The sequence below is a fragment of the Apibacter sp. wkB309 genome, assembly GCF_002964915.1.
Lineage (GTDB): Bacteria > Bacteroidota > Bacteroidia > Flavobacteriales > Weeksellaceae > Apibacter.
In genome coordinates, this window is sequence record NZ_PSZL01000022.1 from 54,299 (window position 1) to 69,652 (window position 15,354).

Here is a 15,354-nt window from a genome sequence, read left to right on the forward strand (position 1 = left end):
AACAAATTATATGTCAGAAGTAACCATCAATATCACCGATAGGGAAGGAAATAAACATGCGGTTTCAGCGCCGACGGATATGTCCATGAATATCATGGAATTAATACGAGCTTATGAATTAGTACCTGAAGGAACGATTGGAATTTGTGGAGGTATGGCGATGTGTGCATCATGCCAAATCTATATTTTGAGCAACAATATTCCTTTACCGGAAAAAGGAGATGAGGAAGAGGCTATGCTCTCAGAAGCATTTCATGTTAAAGAAAATAGTCGCTTAGGATGTCAAATTCCAATTACCAATGATCTAAATGGGTTAGAAATTCAAATCGCTCCTTTTAGCTAATTTACATTATAAGGTAAATAATAAACGTGGAAAAAATTCTGAAATTGAAGCCCTTTTTAGATGAAAAGGTAGAACAATATAATACACTCAATTTTATTGAAACAGATCCCATTCAAATTCCTCATCAATTTAGTAAAAAAGAAGATATTGAAATTTCAGGTTTTCTAACAGCAATTATAGCCTGGGGAAACAGAAAGTCTATAATTAAAAATGCAGAAAAAATAATGCATTTTTTAGACCATGCACCCCATGATTTTATCTTAAATCATAATTTCCAAGATTTAAAAAAGATTGAAGGAAGCGTACACAGAACTTTTAATTCACACGATTTAGTATTTTTTATCAAATCCCTTCAAAATATTTATAAGAATCACGGAGGACTTGAAAAAGTTTTTTCTGCAGAAAAAAAAGAAGAAGACACATACTTAGTAATAGAACGATTTAGAGAACGATTTTTCGAAATAGAACATTTACAGCGAACCCAAAAACATATAAGCAGTCCGGCCAAAAATTCATCAGCTAAGAGAATTAATATGTTTCTTCGATGGATGGTACGATACGATCCTAATAAAGTTGATTTTGGATTATGGAATTCCATTTCTCCATCCCAATTGGTTTGTCCACTGGATGTACATTCGGGAAATGTAGCAAGATCTTTAAACTTGTTGTCAAGAACTCAAAATGATTGGAAATCGGTTTCACTTCTCATGGAAAATTTAAAAATGCTGGATGCCGATGATCCCGTGAAATATGATTTTGCCTTATTTGGACTGGGAGTTTTTGAAAAATTTTTAAGTTAAGTGGATAAAGAAATTATTGTAATGGCTGCAAGCGCAAGTACCAATCCCAAATAATTGAGTTTATTCATTTTTTCCTTAAAAACTAATATTCCAACTAAGCTGCCCAATACAATTACTCCTAAATTCATCGAAGCAAAAACAAGAGATGGATTATCTTTAAAAGTTTGATGCGCTTTTAAATAAAAATATACATTTCCGAAATTAAAAATACCTAAAGCAATTCCCCATAAAATTTCTTTAAAAGTAAACCGTATTTTTTGTGCAAAAGTAATAATACAACCAACTATAAAAGAACCAATGAATATAAAAAAGGTGGAAGTCGTAAACGAAAAATTTTGGTTTACCGCTATTAATTTATATAAGATGTTAATAATCCCTAATCCGAAAAATATAAGAATAAGGAGATACAATTTATTATAAGGAAAAGTTTGATCTCCTTTTTTAGCGTAAAATATAAAGAGTATTGAGATAAATCCAATCAATAAACCCAAGATTTTAAGAGAATTGATAGACTCATTAAAAAATAAAAAAGAAGCACTCACTGTTAATAGTAAAGACATTCTTTGCGCTATATCCGTTCGTGCAATTCCCGTATATTTAATAGATTCAGCAATCAATAAAAAAACTACGGGCATTAAAATACTCATTAGAAAATAAATGAGCCACGGAGCCGATGAATAATTTAAAGAAGGTAGATCGGGTTTGAAAAGTATATAGCAAAAAATTGCTGAAAATAAATAATTGTACGTAATCACTAAAGAAACCCCTTTGGATTTCTTATTATATAGTTTTAATAGGATTGAAACAACTATATTGAAAAAAATACTAATTAAAATTTCTTTCATAATTTTTTAAATAGTTAACAAAAATACAATTACAAATTCTAATTTTTTTGAAAAGCAAACTATAATTAGAAAAATTATTAGCAATCATGTAAACTTATCAAACATGAATAATGTAAAACTAATGTTTCGTAAGGAAGAAAAACGAAGAAGCAAATTATTTTATTTCATTCTCTTTTGCCGTTTTTTATTAAAAAACTTACCATATAAACATAAAAAATTCATTTAAAATGCAAAATACTTTATGACATTTAATAAAAAAATTTTAGATTTACATACTTTTAGAAAACATATTTATGAGTTTACAAGATTTAGACCAGAATTGGATTAAACAATTCGAAAAGCCTTTAGTAATTGCGGGGCCGTGCAGTGCAGAAAGTGAAAAGCAAGTTATGGAAATAGCTGAGCGAATGGATCGGAATTATATGCAGGTGTTTCGTGCCGGTATTTGGAAACCTCGTACTAAACCCGGAAGCTTTGAAGGGGTAGGGGCTATAGGTCTTAATTGGCTTAAAAGGGTAAAAGATGAATTTAATATGCCTATAGCTACGGAAGTAGCGAATGCTTCTCATGCTAAATTAGCTTTGGAATTTGATGTGGATTACCTTTGGATCGGAGCTCGTTCAACTGTAAACCCTTTTACCATACAAGAAATAGCAGAATCTTTACGAGATACAGATAAAATCGTTTTAGTTAAAAATCCGGTTAATCCTGATTTAGATTTATGGATCGGGGCATTGGAAAGATTGGCTGCTCAAGGAATTAAAAATTTAGGGGTCATTCATAGAGGTTTTTCTTCACACAATAAATCAAAATATAGAAATAACCCTCAATGGCAGATAGCTTTAGAACTTAAAGACCGATTCCCTAATATTCCTATTTTAGGAGATCCTTCTCATATAACAGGAAGAAGAGATTTAATTGCAGAAGTTGCTCAACAAGCTTTTAATTTAGAATATAACGGATTAATGGTTGAAGTCCATAATAATCCGGATGAAGCTTGGAGTGATGCCAAACAACAAATTACGCCTGAAGCCTTGAAGGATATTTTGGTAGATATTACTTTGCGTAAAAAGAATGATAATTCGGATGATTTTTCAGCTAAATTAAATCGATATAGAGGAGAAATAGATGAGTTGGATAATCAATTGTTAGGATTATTAGCTGCCAGAATGGATGTAGCCAAAAAAATCGGAAATCTTAAAAAAGAACATAATGTGGCTATTTTTCAACCCGATCGTTGGAATGTATTAAAAAACCTAGCCATTCGCAATGGAGAACGAATGGGATTATCAGAAGATTTTTTAGAACATCTTTTAGTTTCCATTCATAAAGAATCCGTTGAATTGCAGAATAAAATTATGGAAGAATAATCATAAGTTTTAGATAGTAATAAAAATGCATCAATTTAGGATGCATTTTTTTATATTTTTGAGTTATGAATGAAGCAATCGTATTAAAATCTACAGGAAGTTGGTATTTGGTAAAAGACATAACAACAGGAAAAGTTTATGATGCTCGAATTCGCGGAAAATTTAAAAAAGATAAAATTAGAAATACCAATCCGTTAGCTGTAGGAGATCGCATACAATACGAATTAGAAGATCATGATATTGCTTGGATAACGAAAATTTATCCTCGAAAAAATTATATTATTCGCAAATCGGTTAATTTATCTAAAGAAACACATATTATAGCATCCAATATAGATTTGGCTTGTATAGTTTTTACCCTAAAACATCCTCAAACTTCTTTAGGTTTTCTAAATCGTTGCTTGATCACTTGTGAAGCCTATCAAATTCCTGTTTTGATTGTGTTTAATAAAATCGATTTGTTATCCGAAACGGAGTTAGAAGAATTGCAAGAGATAGAAAATATATACCAAAATATTGGATATTCAACCTTACGAATTTCTGCATTAACCAATCTTCATATAGAAGAATTGAAAAATAAAATCAAAGATAAAACTTCTGTATTTATTGGACATTCGGGAAGTGGAAAATCTTCGACCATCAATGCTTTACAAGAAAATTTAAATTTAAAAGTAGCGACTATATCAAATTATAATGAAAAAGGGAAACATACCACCACATTTGCGCAAATGTATGAATGGGATTTTGGAGGTGCAATAATTGATATACCCGGTATTAAAGAATTTGAATTAGTAGACATTCATAAAGAAGAATTACAAGATTATTTTCCCGAAATTTTACGCGAAAAAACTTATTGCAAGTATAATAATTGCTTACATATCAATGAACCGCAATGTGCCGTAATTGAGGCAGTCAAGGAAGGAAGAATATCAGAAAAAAGATATTCACATTATTTAAAGTTAATGCAAGAATTAAAATAATTCTTGTGTTTACATTTTAGTTAACTTGAAATTTATAACATAAAATAAAAAAGTCGGATTTTTATAAAATCCGACTTTTTATATACATTACATCTTTGGTTTAGTTAACACCTCCACCTAAAGCTTTGTAAAGGTTAATTGAAGCTTGTAATTGTTGAAGTTTATCATTTACTTGACTTAATCTTGCATTTAATAAGTCTCTTTCAGCATTTAAAACTTCTGTATAATTAGCATCGCTGTATATTAATAATTGTTTAGTAAAATCAACAGATTTAACTAAAGAATTTATCTGTAAGCTTCTGTCGTAGTCTTTACTTTTAGCTTTTTCATAAGCAAATAAAGCATTAGAAACTTCAACACTTGAATTTAAAACCGAATTTTTAAAGTTAAGCAAGGCTTCTTCTTGTTGAGCTTGTCTTATTCTCAGTTGGCTTCTTAATTTTCCTTGATTAAAAATAGGTTGTGTTAAACCTCCTACCACACTTGCAAAAAGACTGGAGTGATCAAAGAAATTATCTAAATTCTTTAAGGTAGAATACCCTGCATTACCGGTAATTGTTAAAGAAGGATATAAAGATGCTTTCGCAACATTGGTATCTTCAAATGCAGCACGATACGCAAGTTCATACATCATTACATCAGGTCTTTTAGACAATAATTGAGCAGGCACACCATAGTCAAATTGACTAGGAACTGTTTGTTGAGCCATTGAAGATCTTTGTATAGGTCCGGGAGTTCTACCCAATAAATAACAGATGTTGTTTTCCAAAGATTTGATATTATTTTCCAAATCAGGAACACTCACTTGAGTAGAGTATAATAAAGCTCTGCTTTGTTCAACAGCTGCACCGGTTACTATGTTAGCTTCTTTTAGATCTTCCATAGTTTTCACATTATCTTCTAATAATTTAATGGTGTTTAGCGTTATTTTCAATTGTTCATCTTGAGCAATTAGAGAATAATAATTATTTGCAATATTTGCCACTAAAGAAGTTTGAACTAAACGTCTATACGCATCACTTTGAAGATAAGTAGCTAGAGCAGATCTTTTGGCACTGGAAATTTTTCCCCAAATGTCAAGCTCCCAGCTTGCAGATGCTCCCAATTGGAAAACTTCTGAATGCGTTTTAACTCCGTTTCCTTGAACAGTATTTAATTTACTGTTAGAATAAGAAGCGTCTGCAGACAAACTAGGTAAGTAACCTAGTTTGGCAGAACGAAGCGAAGCTTCTGTTTGTTTTATTCTTGCAACAGCTATTTTTAAATCATAACTGTTTTGAATTCCTTCATTAATCAAGCTCTGCAAATTGGGATCTTTGAAGTAATCACTCCAAGGAATATCTGCAATAGTAGTACTGTCTTTGACAGGCATATCCCTGTACAATTGATTATCGGTTATCTGAGGTTTCTCATATTTAGCGGTAATACATGAACTAAGTACTACTGAAACTAATAATAAGGTTGTATATTGAATTGGTCGAATTTTCATTCTTAATTCTTTTATTTTGTTATACTTATTCATCATCATCATCATCGTTATCGTTTTGTTCTCTTAAAACCACGGAAGGTTTATGTGTTGCCCTTTCCTGTAAAGATTGGAATACAGCAAACAGCATAGGAGTAACTACTAAGCCAATTACAGTACCAATTAACATACCACCAATAGCAGCTGTACCGATCGAACGGTTACCAACAGCTCCTGCACCGGTTGCTACCATTAACGGGAATAATCCGAAAATAAATGCAAAGGAGGTCATTAATATAGGTCTTAAACGAGCAACGGCACCTTCAACGGCAGCATCAATGATACTCATTCCATGCTCTCTACGTTGAACTGCATACTCTACGATCAAAATAGAGTTTTTCGCTAATAAACCGATAAGCATAATTAAACTGATCTGTAAATAAATATTGTTTGTAATTCCGAATAATTTAGCGAATAAGAAAGCTCCTGCTAAACCTATAGGTAAAGAAATAATAATAGCTAAAGGTAAAATGTAGCTTTCATATAAAGCTGATAATAAGAAATATACGAAAATCAAACACAATAAGAATATATAAACAGTTTGTGAACCACTGTTGTTCACTTGCTCTCTGGTCATTCCTGAATATTCGAAAGAATATCCTTGAGGAAGCGTTTGTTTAGCAACTTCTTCAATAGCTCTAACCGCATCACCGGCACTATATCCTGCATTGGGTTGTCCATTTACAGGTATGGATTGGTAAAGGTTAAATCTTTGTAGAGATTGCGGACCGTACACTCTAGTCAAGGTAATAAACCCGGCAATTGGTGCCATTTCTCCACTATTGGTCCTTACATACATTCCATTAAGATCTTCCACATTTTTTCTGTATTTAGGATCTGCCTGGATCATAACCTTATATTGTTTACCGAATTCATTGTAATTAGAAGCATACACACCACCAATGTATCCTTGTAAAGCACCTAAAATGTCTGTTACGGCTAAACCGGCTTGTTTAACTTTAGCAACATTTACATTAATTTGGTATTGAGGATAGTTCGGGTTGAATGAAGTAGTTGCATACATGATTTCAGGTCGTTGATTTAATGCTCCTAAGAACTTACCACTGATTTCATAGAATTTACGGATATCACCTCCGGTTTTATCTTGAATTTGGAATTCAAATCCGTTACTGATACCGAAACCTTGAAGGGTAGGAGTTCCGAAGAAGATAATCTTACCACCTTGTATACCTGCTGTTCTAATGAACAACTGTTTTACTACATCGTTTATTTGGATTTTAGGACGCTCTTTCCACGGTTTTAATTTTACTAATATTACGGAGTAGTTTCCTCCCGCACCACTAATAAAGCTCATACCGTTAATTTGAGCAACATTGGATACTCCTTCAATTCCTTTCGCAACTTCAAATACTTGTTTAGCAATAGCTGTGGATTGCTCAAGTGTTGAAGCCGGAGGAAGACTTATATCCCCGATGATAAATCCACTATCTTCTTGAGGTACAAAGTCGGTAGGAGTTGTTTTCATAAGAAAATATAAAATTCCGCAGAAAACAATAATAATTGCAAATGCAGACCATTTAGCTTTAGAGGTCCAAATTAAAACTTTTTTATATCTGTTGGTTAAACTTTCAAAAGCTCCGTTGAATCCGTCTTTTAATTTTTTAACAACAGAATTTTGTTTTTTGTCATCATGAGGTTTTAATAATAATGCACATAATGCAGGGCTCAACGTAAGCGCATTAATCGCAGAAAGTACAATAGAAACCGCTAAGGTTAACCCGAATTGTTTATAGAAAACTCCTGAGGTTCCTCCAATAAAACTAACCGGAATAAACACCGCAGACATTACTAATGTAATGGCTACAATTGCCCCCGCTATTTCGTCCATCGCATGTAAAGAAGCTTTTTTGGCATCTTTCATCCCGTCTTCCAATTTAGCATGGACAGCCTCGACGACCACAATCGCGTCATCCACCACGATACCAATTGCCAGAATTAATGCGAATAAGGTTAAAATATTAATGGTAAATCCAAATATTAACAAGAAGAAGAATGTACCAACAATAGCTACGATAACTGAAATTGCAGGAATCAAAGTAGATCGTAAATCTTGTAAGAATACCAAAACAACGATAAATACTAATACGAATGCTTCAAATAAGGTATGAATAACTTTTTCAATGGAAGCATTAAGGAAATCGTTCGCATTCATCATATATACAGTTTCTACTCCCGGAGGATAAGAACTTTTTGCATTATCTAAAACTTTTTCAACTTCGTTGATAATTTGTTGTGCATTAGAACCTGCAGTTTGCGCAATACTGATAATTACAGATGGATTTCCGTCGATGGTAGAAGTAATTTGATAGTTTTCAGAACCAACTTCCACTCTTGCAATATCTTTTAATCGTAAAACATCTCCATTTGGAAGAGATTTTAAAACCATATTACCGAATTGTTCAGAACTTACTAAACGACCGGTATATTTTAATGTATACGTGAATGTTTGAGCACTATTTTCACCTAATGCACCGGGAGCAGCTTCTAAGTTTTGCTCAGCTAATAAAGCATTTATGTCAGCAGGAGTAATACCGTAAGTTGCCATTACGTCAGGTTTCAACCATATACGCATGGAATAAGTATTAGCACCTCTCGCTTGAGCATCACCCACTCCGGAGATTCTTTTTATCTGAGGTAATATGTTGATGTTCGCATAGTTTTGTAAAAACTTTTGATCGTAGTTTTTACTTTTACTAACTAAACCGATATACAAGATATTACTACTTTGTGATTTTTGTACAATCACCCCGTTTTTGGTTACTTCCGATGGAAGTAAACTGTTGGCACGAGCTGCCAAGTTTTGAACGTTAACGGCAGCAATATCAGGGTTCGCATCTTGTTTAAAATAAACAGTAATGGTAGCACTACCGTCATTGGTTGCACTCGATGTTATATAAGTCATGTTTTCAACTCCATTGATTTGTTCTTCCAATGGAATGATAACACTTTTCATGACCACGTCGGCATTTGCTCCCGGATAGTTTGTAGTTACCTGTACCGTTGGCGGAGCAATTTCGGGATATTGGGCAACCGGTAGAGAAACTACCCCTAAAATACCCAGAATCACAATTATAATGGATATAACTGTGGAAAGAACGGGTCTTTCTATGAATGTTTTAAGCATTGTTTTATTTCTTTTTTATTATTTAAAGTTTTAATACTTCTTTTTACGATAAGAAAATTAAAGTTGAGGTTTGATCTCCATTCCCTCTTTTAAATTCTGGATTCCGTTAACAACTATTTTATCGTTTTCGTTTAATCCTGAATTTACGATAAAGGATTGTCCATCCGGCGTTGGAGTAACTTTGATAGTTACTTGTTTTACTTTATTATCTTTTTGTACCACGAAAACAAAAGTTTGACCTTGAATTTCGAAGGTTGCTTTTTGAGGGATAACCAAAGCATTTTCAACAGTTGTACTGATTCGTATGGATCCGGTTGAACCACTTCTTAAGATACCTTGCGGATTAGGAAAATTAGATCTGAAATTTGCAGAACCTGTAGAAGTGTTTACAATACCGTTGATAGTTTCAATTTTCCCTTTTTCATTGTATTCGGTACCGTCAGCTAAAATTAAAGTTACCGGTTCGGATTTTTTAATTTTCTCTGCTTGAGTTGCTCCCGGTGTATTTTTAAGGAAATCCAATAATTGTTTTTCGTTTAAAGAAAAATATACATATACATTGGAAGTATTCGCCACAGTGGTTAAGGTAGTGGTACTGTTAACTAAACTACCTAAACGATAAGGTATGGAACCTACAATTCCGTTAACCGGACTGGTAAGAACTGTATAAGATAAATTGGTATTCGCAATAGCTAAAGAAGTTTGTGCTTGATTTAAAGCGGCACGTTTAGTCTGTAAAGCATATTGTGCTGATTCTAATTGATATTTACTTACAATTCCTTTTTCAACCAAAGGGGTGATTTTTGTTACATCCATAACTGCATTATCAACTTGAGCTTTTGCAGTTTTAATAGCAGCTTCAGCATTTAATACATTTTGTTTGTATTGTGGAGCATCCAATGTAAATAAAACTTGTCCTTTTTTAACTACAGAACCTTCGTCTACATTAATAGTTTTAATGAATCCTTCAACCATAGGTCGAATTTCAATGTCTTCTTCACCTTTTATGGTTGCCGGATAATCTGTTTCCAAAACAGCAGTTTGTGAAGTAACTACTTTTACCGGATAGGGTAGCACTTGATTGGCTTGCCCGCCCATAGCAGCCATACCTGCTGCATTTTTCTTATCACCACCACAAGACACATACAATGTGGATGTTGCAGCAGTGAATAGCAAAGCTATAATTTGTATTTTTCTGAGTTTCATATTTATGATTTTTCTAAATTATTGTTATTATTAAGTACGTATTCTTTACAACAGGTTTGTTTAATTTCATCAGCATAAATGTCGTCATCTAAAAGAGTTACTAAATTTTGTTGAAATTGGTTTTGTTGATCTTTTAGTGAACTAAAAAATGATGTATTGAATTTTTTTATAACCTTAGTTGCATTTTTAATAATTGTTTTTCCATCTTCTGTTAAGGAAATTAGTTTAGTTCTCGAATCTTTTTTATTAAATTTTCTTTTGATCAATCCTTTTTTTTGTAGAGTTCGTAAAACGGTAGAAGTAGTCATGGGATCAATACCCGCTTTATCTGAAAGACTTTTTTGAGTTACTTCGGTTTGGTTAGTTTCACCCCATAAAATAGATAAAAGCAATACTAATTGGCTATGTGTCAAATCTAAGTGTTCAAAGTTTTTTTTAAATTCTCTTTGCCAAAGATTATTTACTTTCCAAAGCAGAAATCCTGTTTTGTCGCTATCGGTGATATTTAGGAGAAATCCCTTATAATTAGTTTGCATATTTTTTCGTTAACAAAAATTGAAAGTGCAAATATAATATGTATACTTACTAAAATGCAAATTATTGTTTGTTAAATTTATAAGTTTCCATATAATAAGTGTGCTTATTAATCGTGTTTTACAATATCAAATACTAGGCCAAAATGTATTTGACCTAAATATTTGACGGTGCAAATATATAGTTATTTTAACAATATGAATAAATTTTTAACTTAAATTTTTAAAGATATTCGTAAAATTTTTCAAAATAATTAAGTTAGTTTAAAGGAAAAATAGATCTTTAAAAAGTTTGTTTTAGCTATTAATTATCATTGGCCACATGCACGGTAAGCTGAGGGAATGGTATATTAATTTTGGCATGTGTAAATTTCTCATAAATGTTTTCATTGAGAAAGAAATAAACAGGCCAATAGTTAGATGATTCTACCCAAACCCTAATCACAAAGTCAATAGAGCTGTCATTTAATTTTAATAATCCAATGAAAGGTTCAGGAGATTTTAGTATGGAAGTATTAGATCTGATAATTTCATTAAGAATGTCTTTGACATCTTGAAGTGAAGTTCCATAATCGACCCCTACGGTTATATCTATTCTCCTTTGTGGTTGCGTGGAAAAATTAAGTATGGAACCTGTGGATAATGGTCCGTTAGGGATATATATGGTTTTATTATCACCGGTCGTTAAAACTGTATATAATATTCCAATAGATTGCACAATTCCTTCTTGATTTTGAGCTAAGATGTGATCTCCTATTTTTATAGGTTTGTTAAAAAGAATCATGACTCCCCCGGCAAAATTTCCAAGATTGTCTTTCATAGCCATACCAATAGCCAAACCGGCAGAAGCAATTAATGCTGCAAAGGAGGTGGTTTGTATTCCTAAAATTCCAATAATGGACATAACCAACAAAATGGTTAATGTAATATTGCATAGACTTCCCAAAAATGACTTGACAGAAGGGTCAATTTTTCTCCTTTCTAAAAATTTATGAAATAATTTTTCAATCCATTTTATTAAAAACCTTCCCAGGTAATAAACCACTAAGCAGGTAACAATTTTTATTCCCAGATCATAAACCAAATCAAGTAATTTATTTAGCAATTTTTCAATGGCAGTGGGATTGATTATTTCATTGGAAATTGATTGATGATTTACTTGGTACAAATTCATTTTTAATTTATTTATTATCTATTAATTATACATTATTATATATATAAGCAAAAATAATACTATTTTATAATTAAATCTTTGAGTTGATAAGATATTAGTTAAAAACAGTTTATCCGTCTGAATTTTTTATTTGTTGAATGTTTCAAATTTTTCTGATAAATTATAATTTACCGGTTAATTTAATAGGACTTTATTTATTTTGGTAATTAATTACTAAAATACATATAGTATATTATAAAAATTGATACGTATAAAATGAAAATATATAATTACAAATTAATATAAATTATAGATATAACGTAGTGATGGTAAAATAATTTGAAAAGTTAAATAGAAATAAGATTATAAAATTAAAATTTTTGCAGTACTTAAAATTATCTAAATTTGTAAAATAGTTATGGAAAGCAATAGACAAAAGAAAATAAATCAATTATTACAAAAAGAGTTAGCTGAAATTTTTAGGAAACAATCAGCGGAGATGAATTCTAAAATACTAATATCTGTTACCGAAGTAAAAGTGTCTTCAGATTTAGGAGTGGCTAAAGTCTATTTAAGTATTTATCCGCAAGAGTACAGAGAGGCCTTAATGAAGGAAATACAAATTCTTAATCCAAAAATTAGAAAAATTTTAGGTAATAGAATTGCTAAACAGCTAAGGCAAGTTCCCGAATTGATATTCTATCTTGATGTAACTTTAGATACTGTTGAAAAGATAGAGAAAGCTTTAAAAGGCAAAGATGAAAATCCTATTTTGTAATTTGTGAAAAATCTATCCTGGTACATAGCCTTCAGGTATTTTATATCCAAAAAAAGCACTCAAGCTGTAAGTATCATTATGTATACTTCTTTAACAGCCATAGCGATTGCTACCTGTGCTATGTTTGTTATCCTTTCGGTGTTTAGTGGATTAGAGAGTTTTAATATTAAACTTTTTAGTGATGTTAATCCGGATCTAAGAATTTTACCGGCAACAGGCAAAACCTTGCCAGATATTGAACGGGTAGAAAAAATTCTTTCTTCTCAATCGGAAGTTAAAGCATTTACGAAAGTCATAGAAGAGAAAGTATATGTCTTATTTTATGAAAAGGATGAAATAGCATATCTTAAAGGGGTGGATGAAAATTTTTTGAAAGTTGTTAAAATTGACACTTGTTTTCAAGCGGGAAAATTTCCTAACACATCTTCCGATAATGAAGCGGCTTTTGGTAACGCTTTAGCCTATCGTTTGGGTGTTCCTATTGATAAAGAATATTACGCTTCTTTATATATGCCTAAACCGGGAAAGAAACTGATATCTAATACGGATGATGCATTTAAAAAAGCAACTGTGCATATGACGGGAGTATTTGCTTTAAATGATCAATACGAAAATTATATTTTTGTACCTATACAGTTATCACGCAATCTTTTGAATTTACCTCCTAATAGTGCTTTTTCAATTGAAATAAAGGTTAAGAACAATGTAAAATCCTTGCAAAAGCAATTAAAAGAAGAACTGGGAAAGAACTATATCATTCAAAATAGACAAGAGCAAGATGCCTCTTTTTTAAAAATGATGAAAGTAGAGCAATTGTTTATTTATTTAATATTTATTTTAGTTATTATAATTGCTTCCTTTAACCTAGCAGGAGCCATTATTATTATAATATTGGATAAGAAATATCAATCCAAATCGCTTATTGCTCTGGGATATAGCATTTCAGGATTAAAAAAATTATTTTTTACCATTGGAATTATCATAACCATGTTTGGAGTAGTTATAGGTATAGTATTAGGAACCTTTTTGACCTGGTTACAATCTAATTTCGGACTAGTCATGGCAAATCCTTTTATGCCATTTCCGGTTAAATTCGATCTTACTAACTATTTTATTGTATTGATTACCGTATTATTTATAGGATTTTCTGTATCATTTTTATCATCGAGAAAATTAAATTTTTAAAATATTTTTTTATTTAAATAATTAATTTAATATTGTTCATAGAAAGAAATTAAAGTTCATTTTTCTATATTTGTATAAAATAAAATATGAATTAACAAACATAAATAAATCATTTATATATTTTATTGAACTAGCTATTTTTAACCGTTATTTATAAAATTATGAAAAAAGTAAAAAAGGCCGTTATTCCGGCTGCTGGCTTAGGTACCAGGTTTTTACCAGCTACAAAAGCATTGGCTAAAGAAATGCTTCCTATTGTAGATAAACCTACTATCCAATTCATAGTAGAAGAGGCTATAAACTCCGGTATTGAAGATATCTTAATTGTAACCGGCAAAGGAAAACGACCTATAGAAGATCATTTCGATTCCAATCCCGAATTAGAAGCTAATCTTAGAGAAAAGCATAAAACGGAATTATTAAAACTCGTTGAAGAAACGACTGATATAAACTTACATTTTATTAGACAGTCTCATCCTAAAGGATTAGGACATGCTGTATTACAAGCAAAAGCATTTGTAGGTAATGAGCCTTTTGTGGTGATGTTAGGAGATGATATAATGGAAGATAAAGTACCATTAACAAAGCAATTAATTATGGACTTTGAAAAAACTTATGCTTCTACCATTGCAGTAATGAAAGTTCCCCATGAAGAAACTTCAAAATATGGAATTATCGCTCCTGAAAGAGAAATAGAAAAAGGGTTGTATAATGTGCTCAACTTTGTAGAGAAACCTAAGCCGGAAGATGCGCCCAGTGATCTGGCAATTATCGGTAGATATTTATTGACACCCGAGATATTCAGTATTTTGGAAAATCAAGCTCCCGGAGCAGGTGGTGAAATTCAATTAACAGACGCAATTGATACCCTTAATAAAATTCAAAGAGTATTTGCTCGTAATTTTTGCGGTACCCGTTATGATGTAGGAGATAAATTCGGATTTATGAAAACTAGTATTCAATATGGTTTAGTCCATCCACAAATAAAAGATAGTTTGCAAGACTACATTATTGAATTGGGCAAAGAACTTGAAAAAAAACAAATTACAGAAAAAGAAAAATTAGCTGTAGTTAGCAAAAAATGATAAAATAAAAAATCTTTCAACTTCATGAAAGATTTTTTTTTATTTAAATTTGCTTCCAAATAATTTATACAATCTAAAGTGAAATTCCTTCATTCCAATAAAATACGAATTATCTATCTTTTATTTTCCATAGTATTCGTATTTAAGGTATTTTCAATACAGAAATATATTCACTTAGAACAACATAAAGTAAACAAAATTAGTCATGATCATTGCCAACAATGTCATACAATTTTTCATTTAGGAAAATATCAATTATTTGATGTTGCGGAAGACCCAACATTTATACTACCTCATCACTCTGAAATAATTAATCACCCTGAAGATATTTATACCTTTATATTTTATAAGAATATAAACAAATCTAACTATTTCAACAGGCCACCTCCTATATTTTCATAAAACA

General features: G+C 31.4%; 14 protein-coding genes. 8 read left to right on the forward strand and 6 right to left on the reverse strand.

Going from position 1 to position 15,354, the window contains the following annotated elements; genetic code table 11:
- Positions 1 to 10: 10 nt before the first annotated feature.
- Positions 11 to 343, forward strand: a complete 333-nt coding sequence (locus tag C4S75_RS06075; RefSeq protein ID WP_105297415.1) for a 2Fe-2S iron-sulfur cluster-binding protein — start codon at positions 11 to 13, stop codon at positions 341 to 343.
- 26 nt (positions 344 to 369) lie between these two features.
- On the forward strand, positions 370 to 1,143 hold the full coding sequence (locus tag C4S75_RS06080; protein ID WP_255410596.1) for a TIGR02757 family protein: 774 nt from the start codon (positions 370 to 372) through the stop codon (positions 1,141 to 1,143).
- On the opposite strand, the gene C4S75_RS06085 is transcribed toward C4S75_RS06080, so the two are convergent.
- On the reverse strand, positions 1,140 to 1,988 hold the full coding sequence (locus tag C4S75_RS06085; RefSeq protein WP_105297416.1) for a DMT family transporter: 849 nt from the start codon (positions 1,986 to 1,988) through the stop codon (positions 1,140 to 1,142). The two genes, C4S75_RS06080 and C4S75_RS06085, sit on opposite strands and share 4 nt — an antisense overlap.
- A gap of 293 nt (positions 1,989 to 2,281) precedes the next feature.
- Between C4S75_RS06085 and C4S75_RS06090 the strand changes: the two genes are divergently transcribed.
- Together C4S75_RS06090 and rsgA are read left to right on the forward strand one after the other, a co-directional pair.
- Entirely contained in the window at positions 2,282 to 3,358 is a 1,077-nt protein-coding gene (locus C4S75_RS06090) for a bifunctional 3-deoxy-7-phosphoheptulonate synthase/chorismate mutase type II (RefSeq protein WP_105297417.1), read from the forward strand.
- A gap of 65 nt (positions 3,359 to 3,423) precedes the next feature.
- Complete coding sequence (gene rsgA, locus C4S75_RS06095) at positions 3,424 to 4,338, forward strand: ribosome small subunit-dependent GTPase A (RefSeq protein ID WP_105297418.1); 915 nt, start codon at positions 3,424 to 3,426, stop codon at positions 4,336 to 4,338.
- Between the two features lie 100 nt (positions 4,339 to 4,438).
- Here the strand turns inward: rsgA and C4S75_RS06100 are convergent, their stop codons facing one another.
- From C4S75_RS06100 to C4S75_RS06120, 5 genes are all read right to left on the reverse strand, one after another.
- A complete protein-coding gene (locus tag C4S75_RS06100) occupies positions 4,439 to 5,827 on the reverse strand; it encodes an efflux transporter outer membrane subunit (RefSeq protein WP_105298134.1) in 1,389 nt (462 codons plus the stop codon).
- Positions 5,828 to 5,852: 25 nt separating this feature from the next.
- A complete protein-coding gene (locus C4S75_RS06105) occupies positions 5,853 to 9,008 on the reverse strand; it encodes an efflux RND transporter permease subunit (protein WP_105297419.1) in 3,156 nt (1,051 codons plus the stop codon).
- A 57-nt stretch (positions 9,009 to 9,065) separates the two neighbouring features.
- A complete protein-coding gene (locus tag C4S75_RS06110; RefSeq protein ID WP_105297420.1) occupies positions 9,066 to 10,214 on the reverse strand; it encodes an efflux RND transporter periplasmic adaptor subunit in 1,149 nt (382 codons plus the stop codon).
- A 2-nt stretch (positions 10,215 to 10,216) separates the two neighbouring features.
- Positions 10,217 to 10,750, reverse strand: a complete 534-nt coding sequence (locus C4S75_RS06115; RefSeq protein ID WP_105297421.1) for a MarR family winged helix-turn-helix transcriptional regulator — start codon at positions 10,748 to 10,750, stop codon at positions 10,217 to 10,219.
- A gap of 301 nt (positions 10,751 to 11,051) precedes the next feature.
- A complete protein-coding gene (locus tag C4S75_RS06120; protein ID WP_105297422.1) occupies positions 11,052 to 11,921 on the reverse strand; it encodes a mechanosensitive ion channel family protein in 870 nt (289 codons plus the stop codon).
- A 397-nt stretch (positions 11,922 to 12,318) separates the two neighbouring features.
- Here C4S75_RS06120 and rbfA point away from each other — a divergent pair, with 397 nt between their 5' ends.
- The 4 genes from rbfA to C4S75_RS10035 all read left to right on the forward strand — a co-directional run bounded on the left by rbfA (position 12,319) and on the right by C4S75_RS10035 (position 15,350).
- On the forward strand, positions 12,319 to 12,678 hold the full coding sequence (rbfA, locus tag C4S75_RS06125; protein WP_105297423.1) for a 30S ribosome-binding factor RbfA: 360 nt from the start codon (positions 12,319 to 12,321) through the stop codon (positions 12,676 to 12,678).
- Between the two features lie 3 nt (positions 12,679 to 12,681).
- A complete protein-coding gene (locus C4S75_RS06130; protein WP_146105581.1) occupies positions 12,682 to 13,863 on the forward strand; it encodes an ABC transporter permease in 1,182 nt (393 codons plus the stop codon).
- A 161-nt stretch (positions 13,864 to 14,024) separates the two neighbouring features.
- Positions 14,025 to 14,948, forward strand: a complete 924-nt coding sequence (galU, locus tag C4S75_RS06135) for a UTP--glucose-1-phosphate uridylyltransferase GalU (protein ID WP_105297425.1) — start codon at positions 14,025 to 14,027, stop codon at positions 14,946 to 14,948.
- Positions 14,949 to 15,026: 78 nt separating this feature from the next.
- Positions 15,027 to 15,350 carry a hypothetical protein gene (locus tag C4S75_RS10035; protein ID WP_146105582.1) on the forward strand — a complete coding sequence of 108 codons (324 nt, stop codon included), beginning with the start codon at positions 15,027 to 15,029 and terminating at the stop codon, positions 15,348 to 15,350.
- Positions 15,351 to 15,354: the final 4 nt, after the last annotated feature.

What these genes read in the sequence shown, in the direction of transcription:
- C4S75_RS06115 (WP_105297421.1), bottom strand. Translation starts at nt 10,750, where the DNA reads ATGCAAACTAATTATAAGGGATTTCTCCTAAATATCACCGATAGCGAC.
- C4S75_RS06075 (WP_105297415.1), top strand. Translation starts at nt 11, where the DNA reads ATGTCAGAAGTAACCATCAATATCACCGATAGGGAAGGAAATAAACAT.
- C4S75_RS06105 (WP_105297419.1), bottom strand. Translation starts at nt 9,008, where the DNA reads ATGCTTAAAACATTCATAGAAAGACCCGTTCTTTCCACAGTTATATCC.
- C4S75_RS06090 (WP_105297417.1), top strand. Translation starts at nt 2,282, where the DNA reads ATGAGTTTACAAGATTTAGACCAGAATTGGATTAAACAATTCGAAAAG.
- galU (WP_105297425.1), top strand. Translation starts at nt 14,025, where the DNA reads ATGAAAAAAGTAAAAAAGGCCGTTATTCCGGCTGCTGGCTTAGGTACC.
- rbfA (WP_105297423.1), top strand. Translation starts at nt 12,319, where the DNA reads ATGGAAAGCAATAGACAAAAGAAAATAAATCAATTATTACAAAAAGAG.
- rsgA (WP_105297418.1), top strand. Translation starts at nt 3,424, where the DNA reads ATGAATGAAGCAATCGTATTAAAATCTACAGGAAGTTGGTATTTGGTA.
- C4S75_RS06100 (WP_105298134.1), bottom strand. Translation starts at nt 5,827, where the DNA reads ATGAAAATTCGACCAATTCAATATACAACCTTATTATTAGTTTCAGTA.
- C4S75_RS06085 (WP_105297416.1), bottom strand. Translation starts at nt 1,988, where the DNA reads ATGAAAGAAATTTTAATTAGTATTTTTTTCAATATAGTTGTTTCAATC.
- C4S75_RS06120 (WP_105297422.1), bottom strand. Translation starts at nt 11,921, where the DNA reads ATGAATTTGTACCAAGTAAATCATCAATCAATTTCCAATGAAATAATC.
- C4S75_RS06110 (WP_105297420.1), bottom strand. Translation starts at nt 10,214, where the DNA reads ATGAAACTCAGAAAAATACAAATTATAGCTTTGCTATTCACTGCTGCA.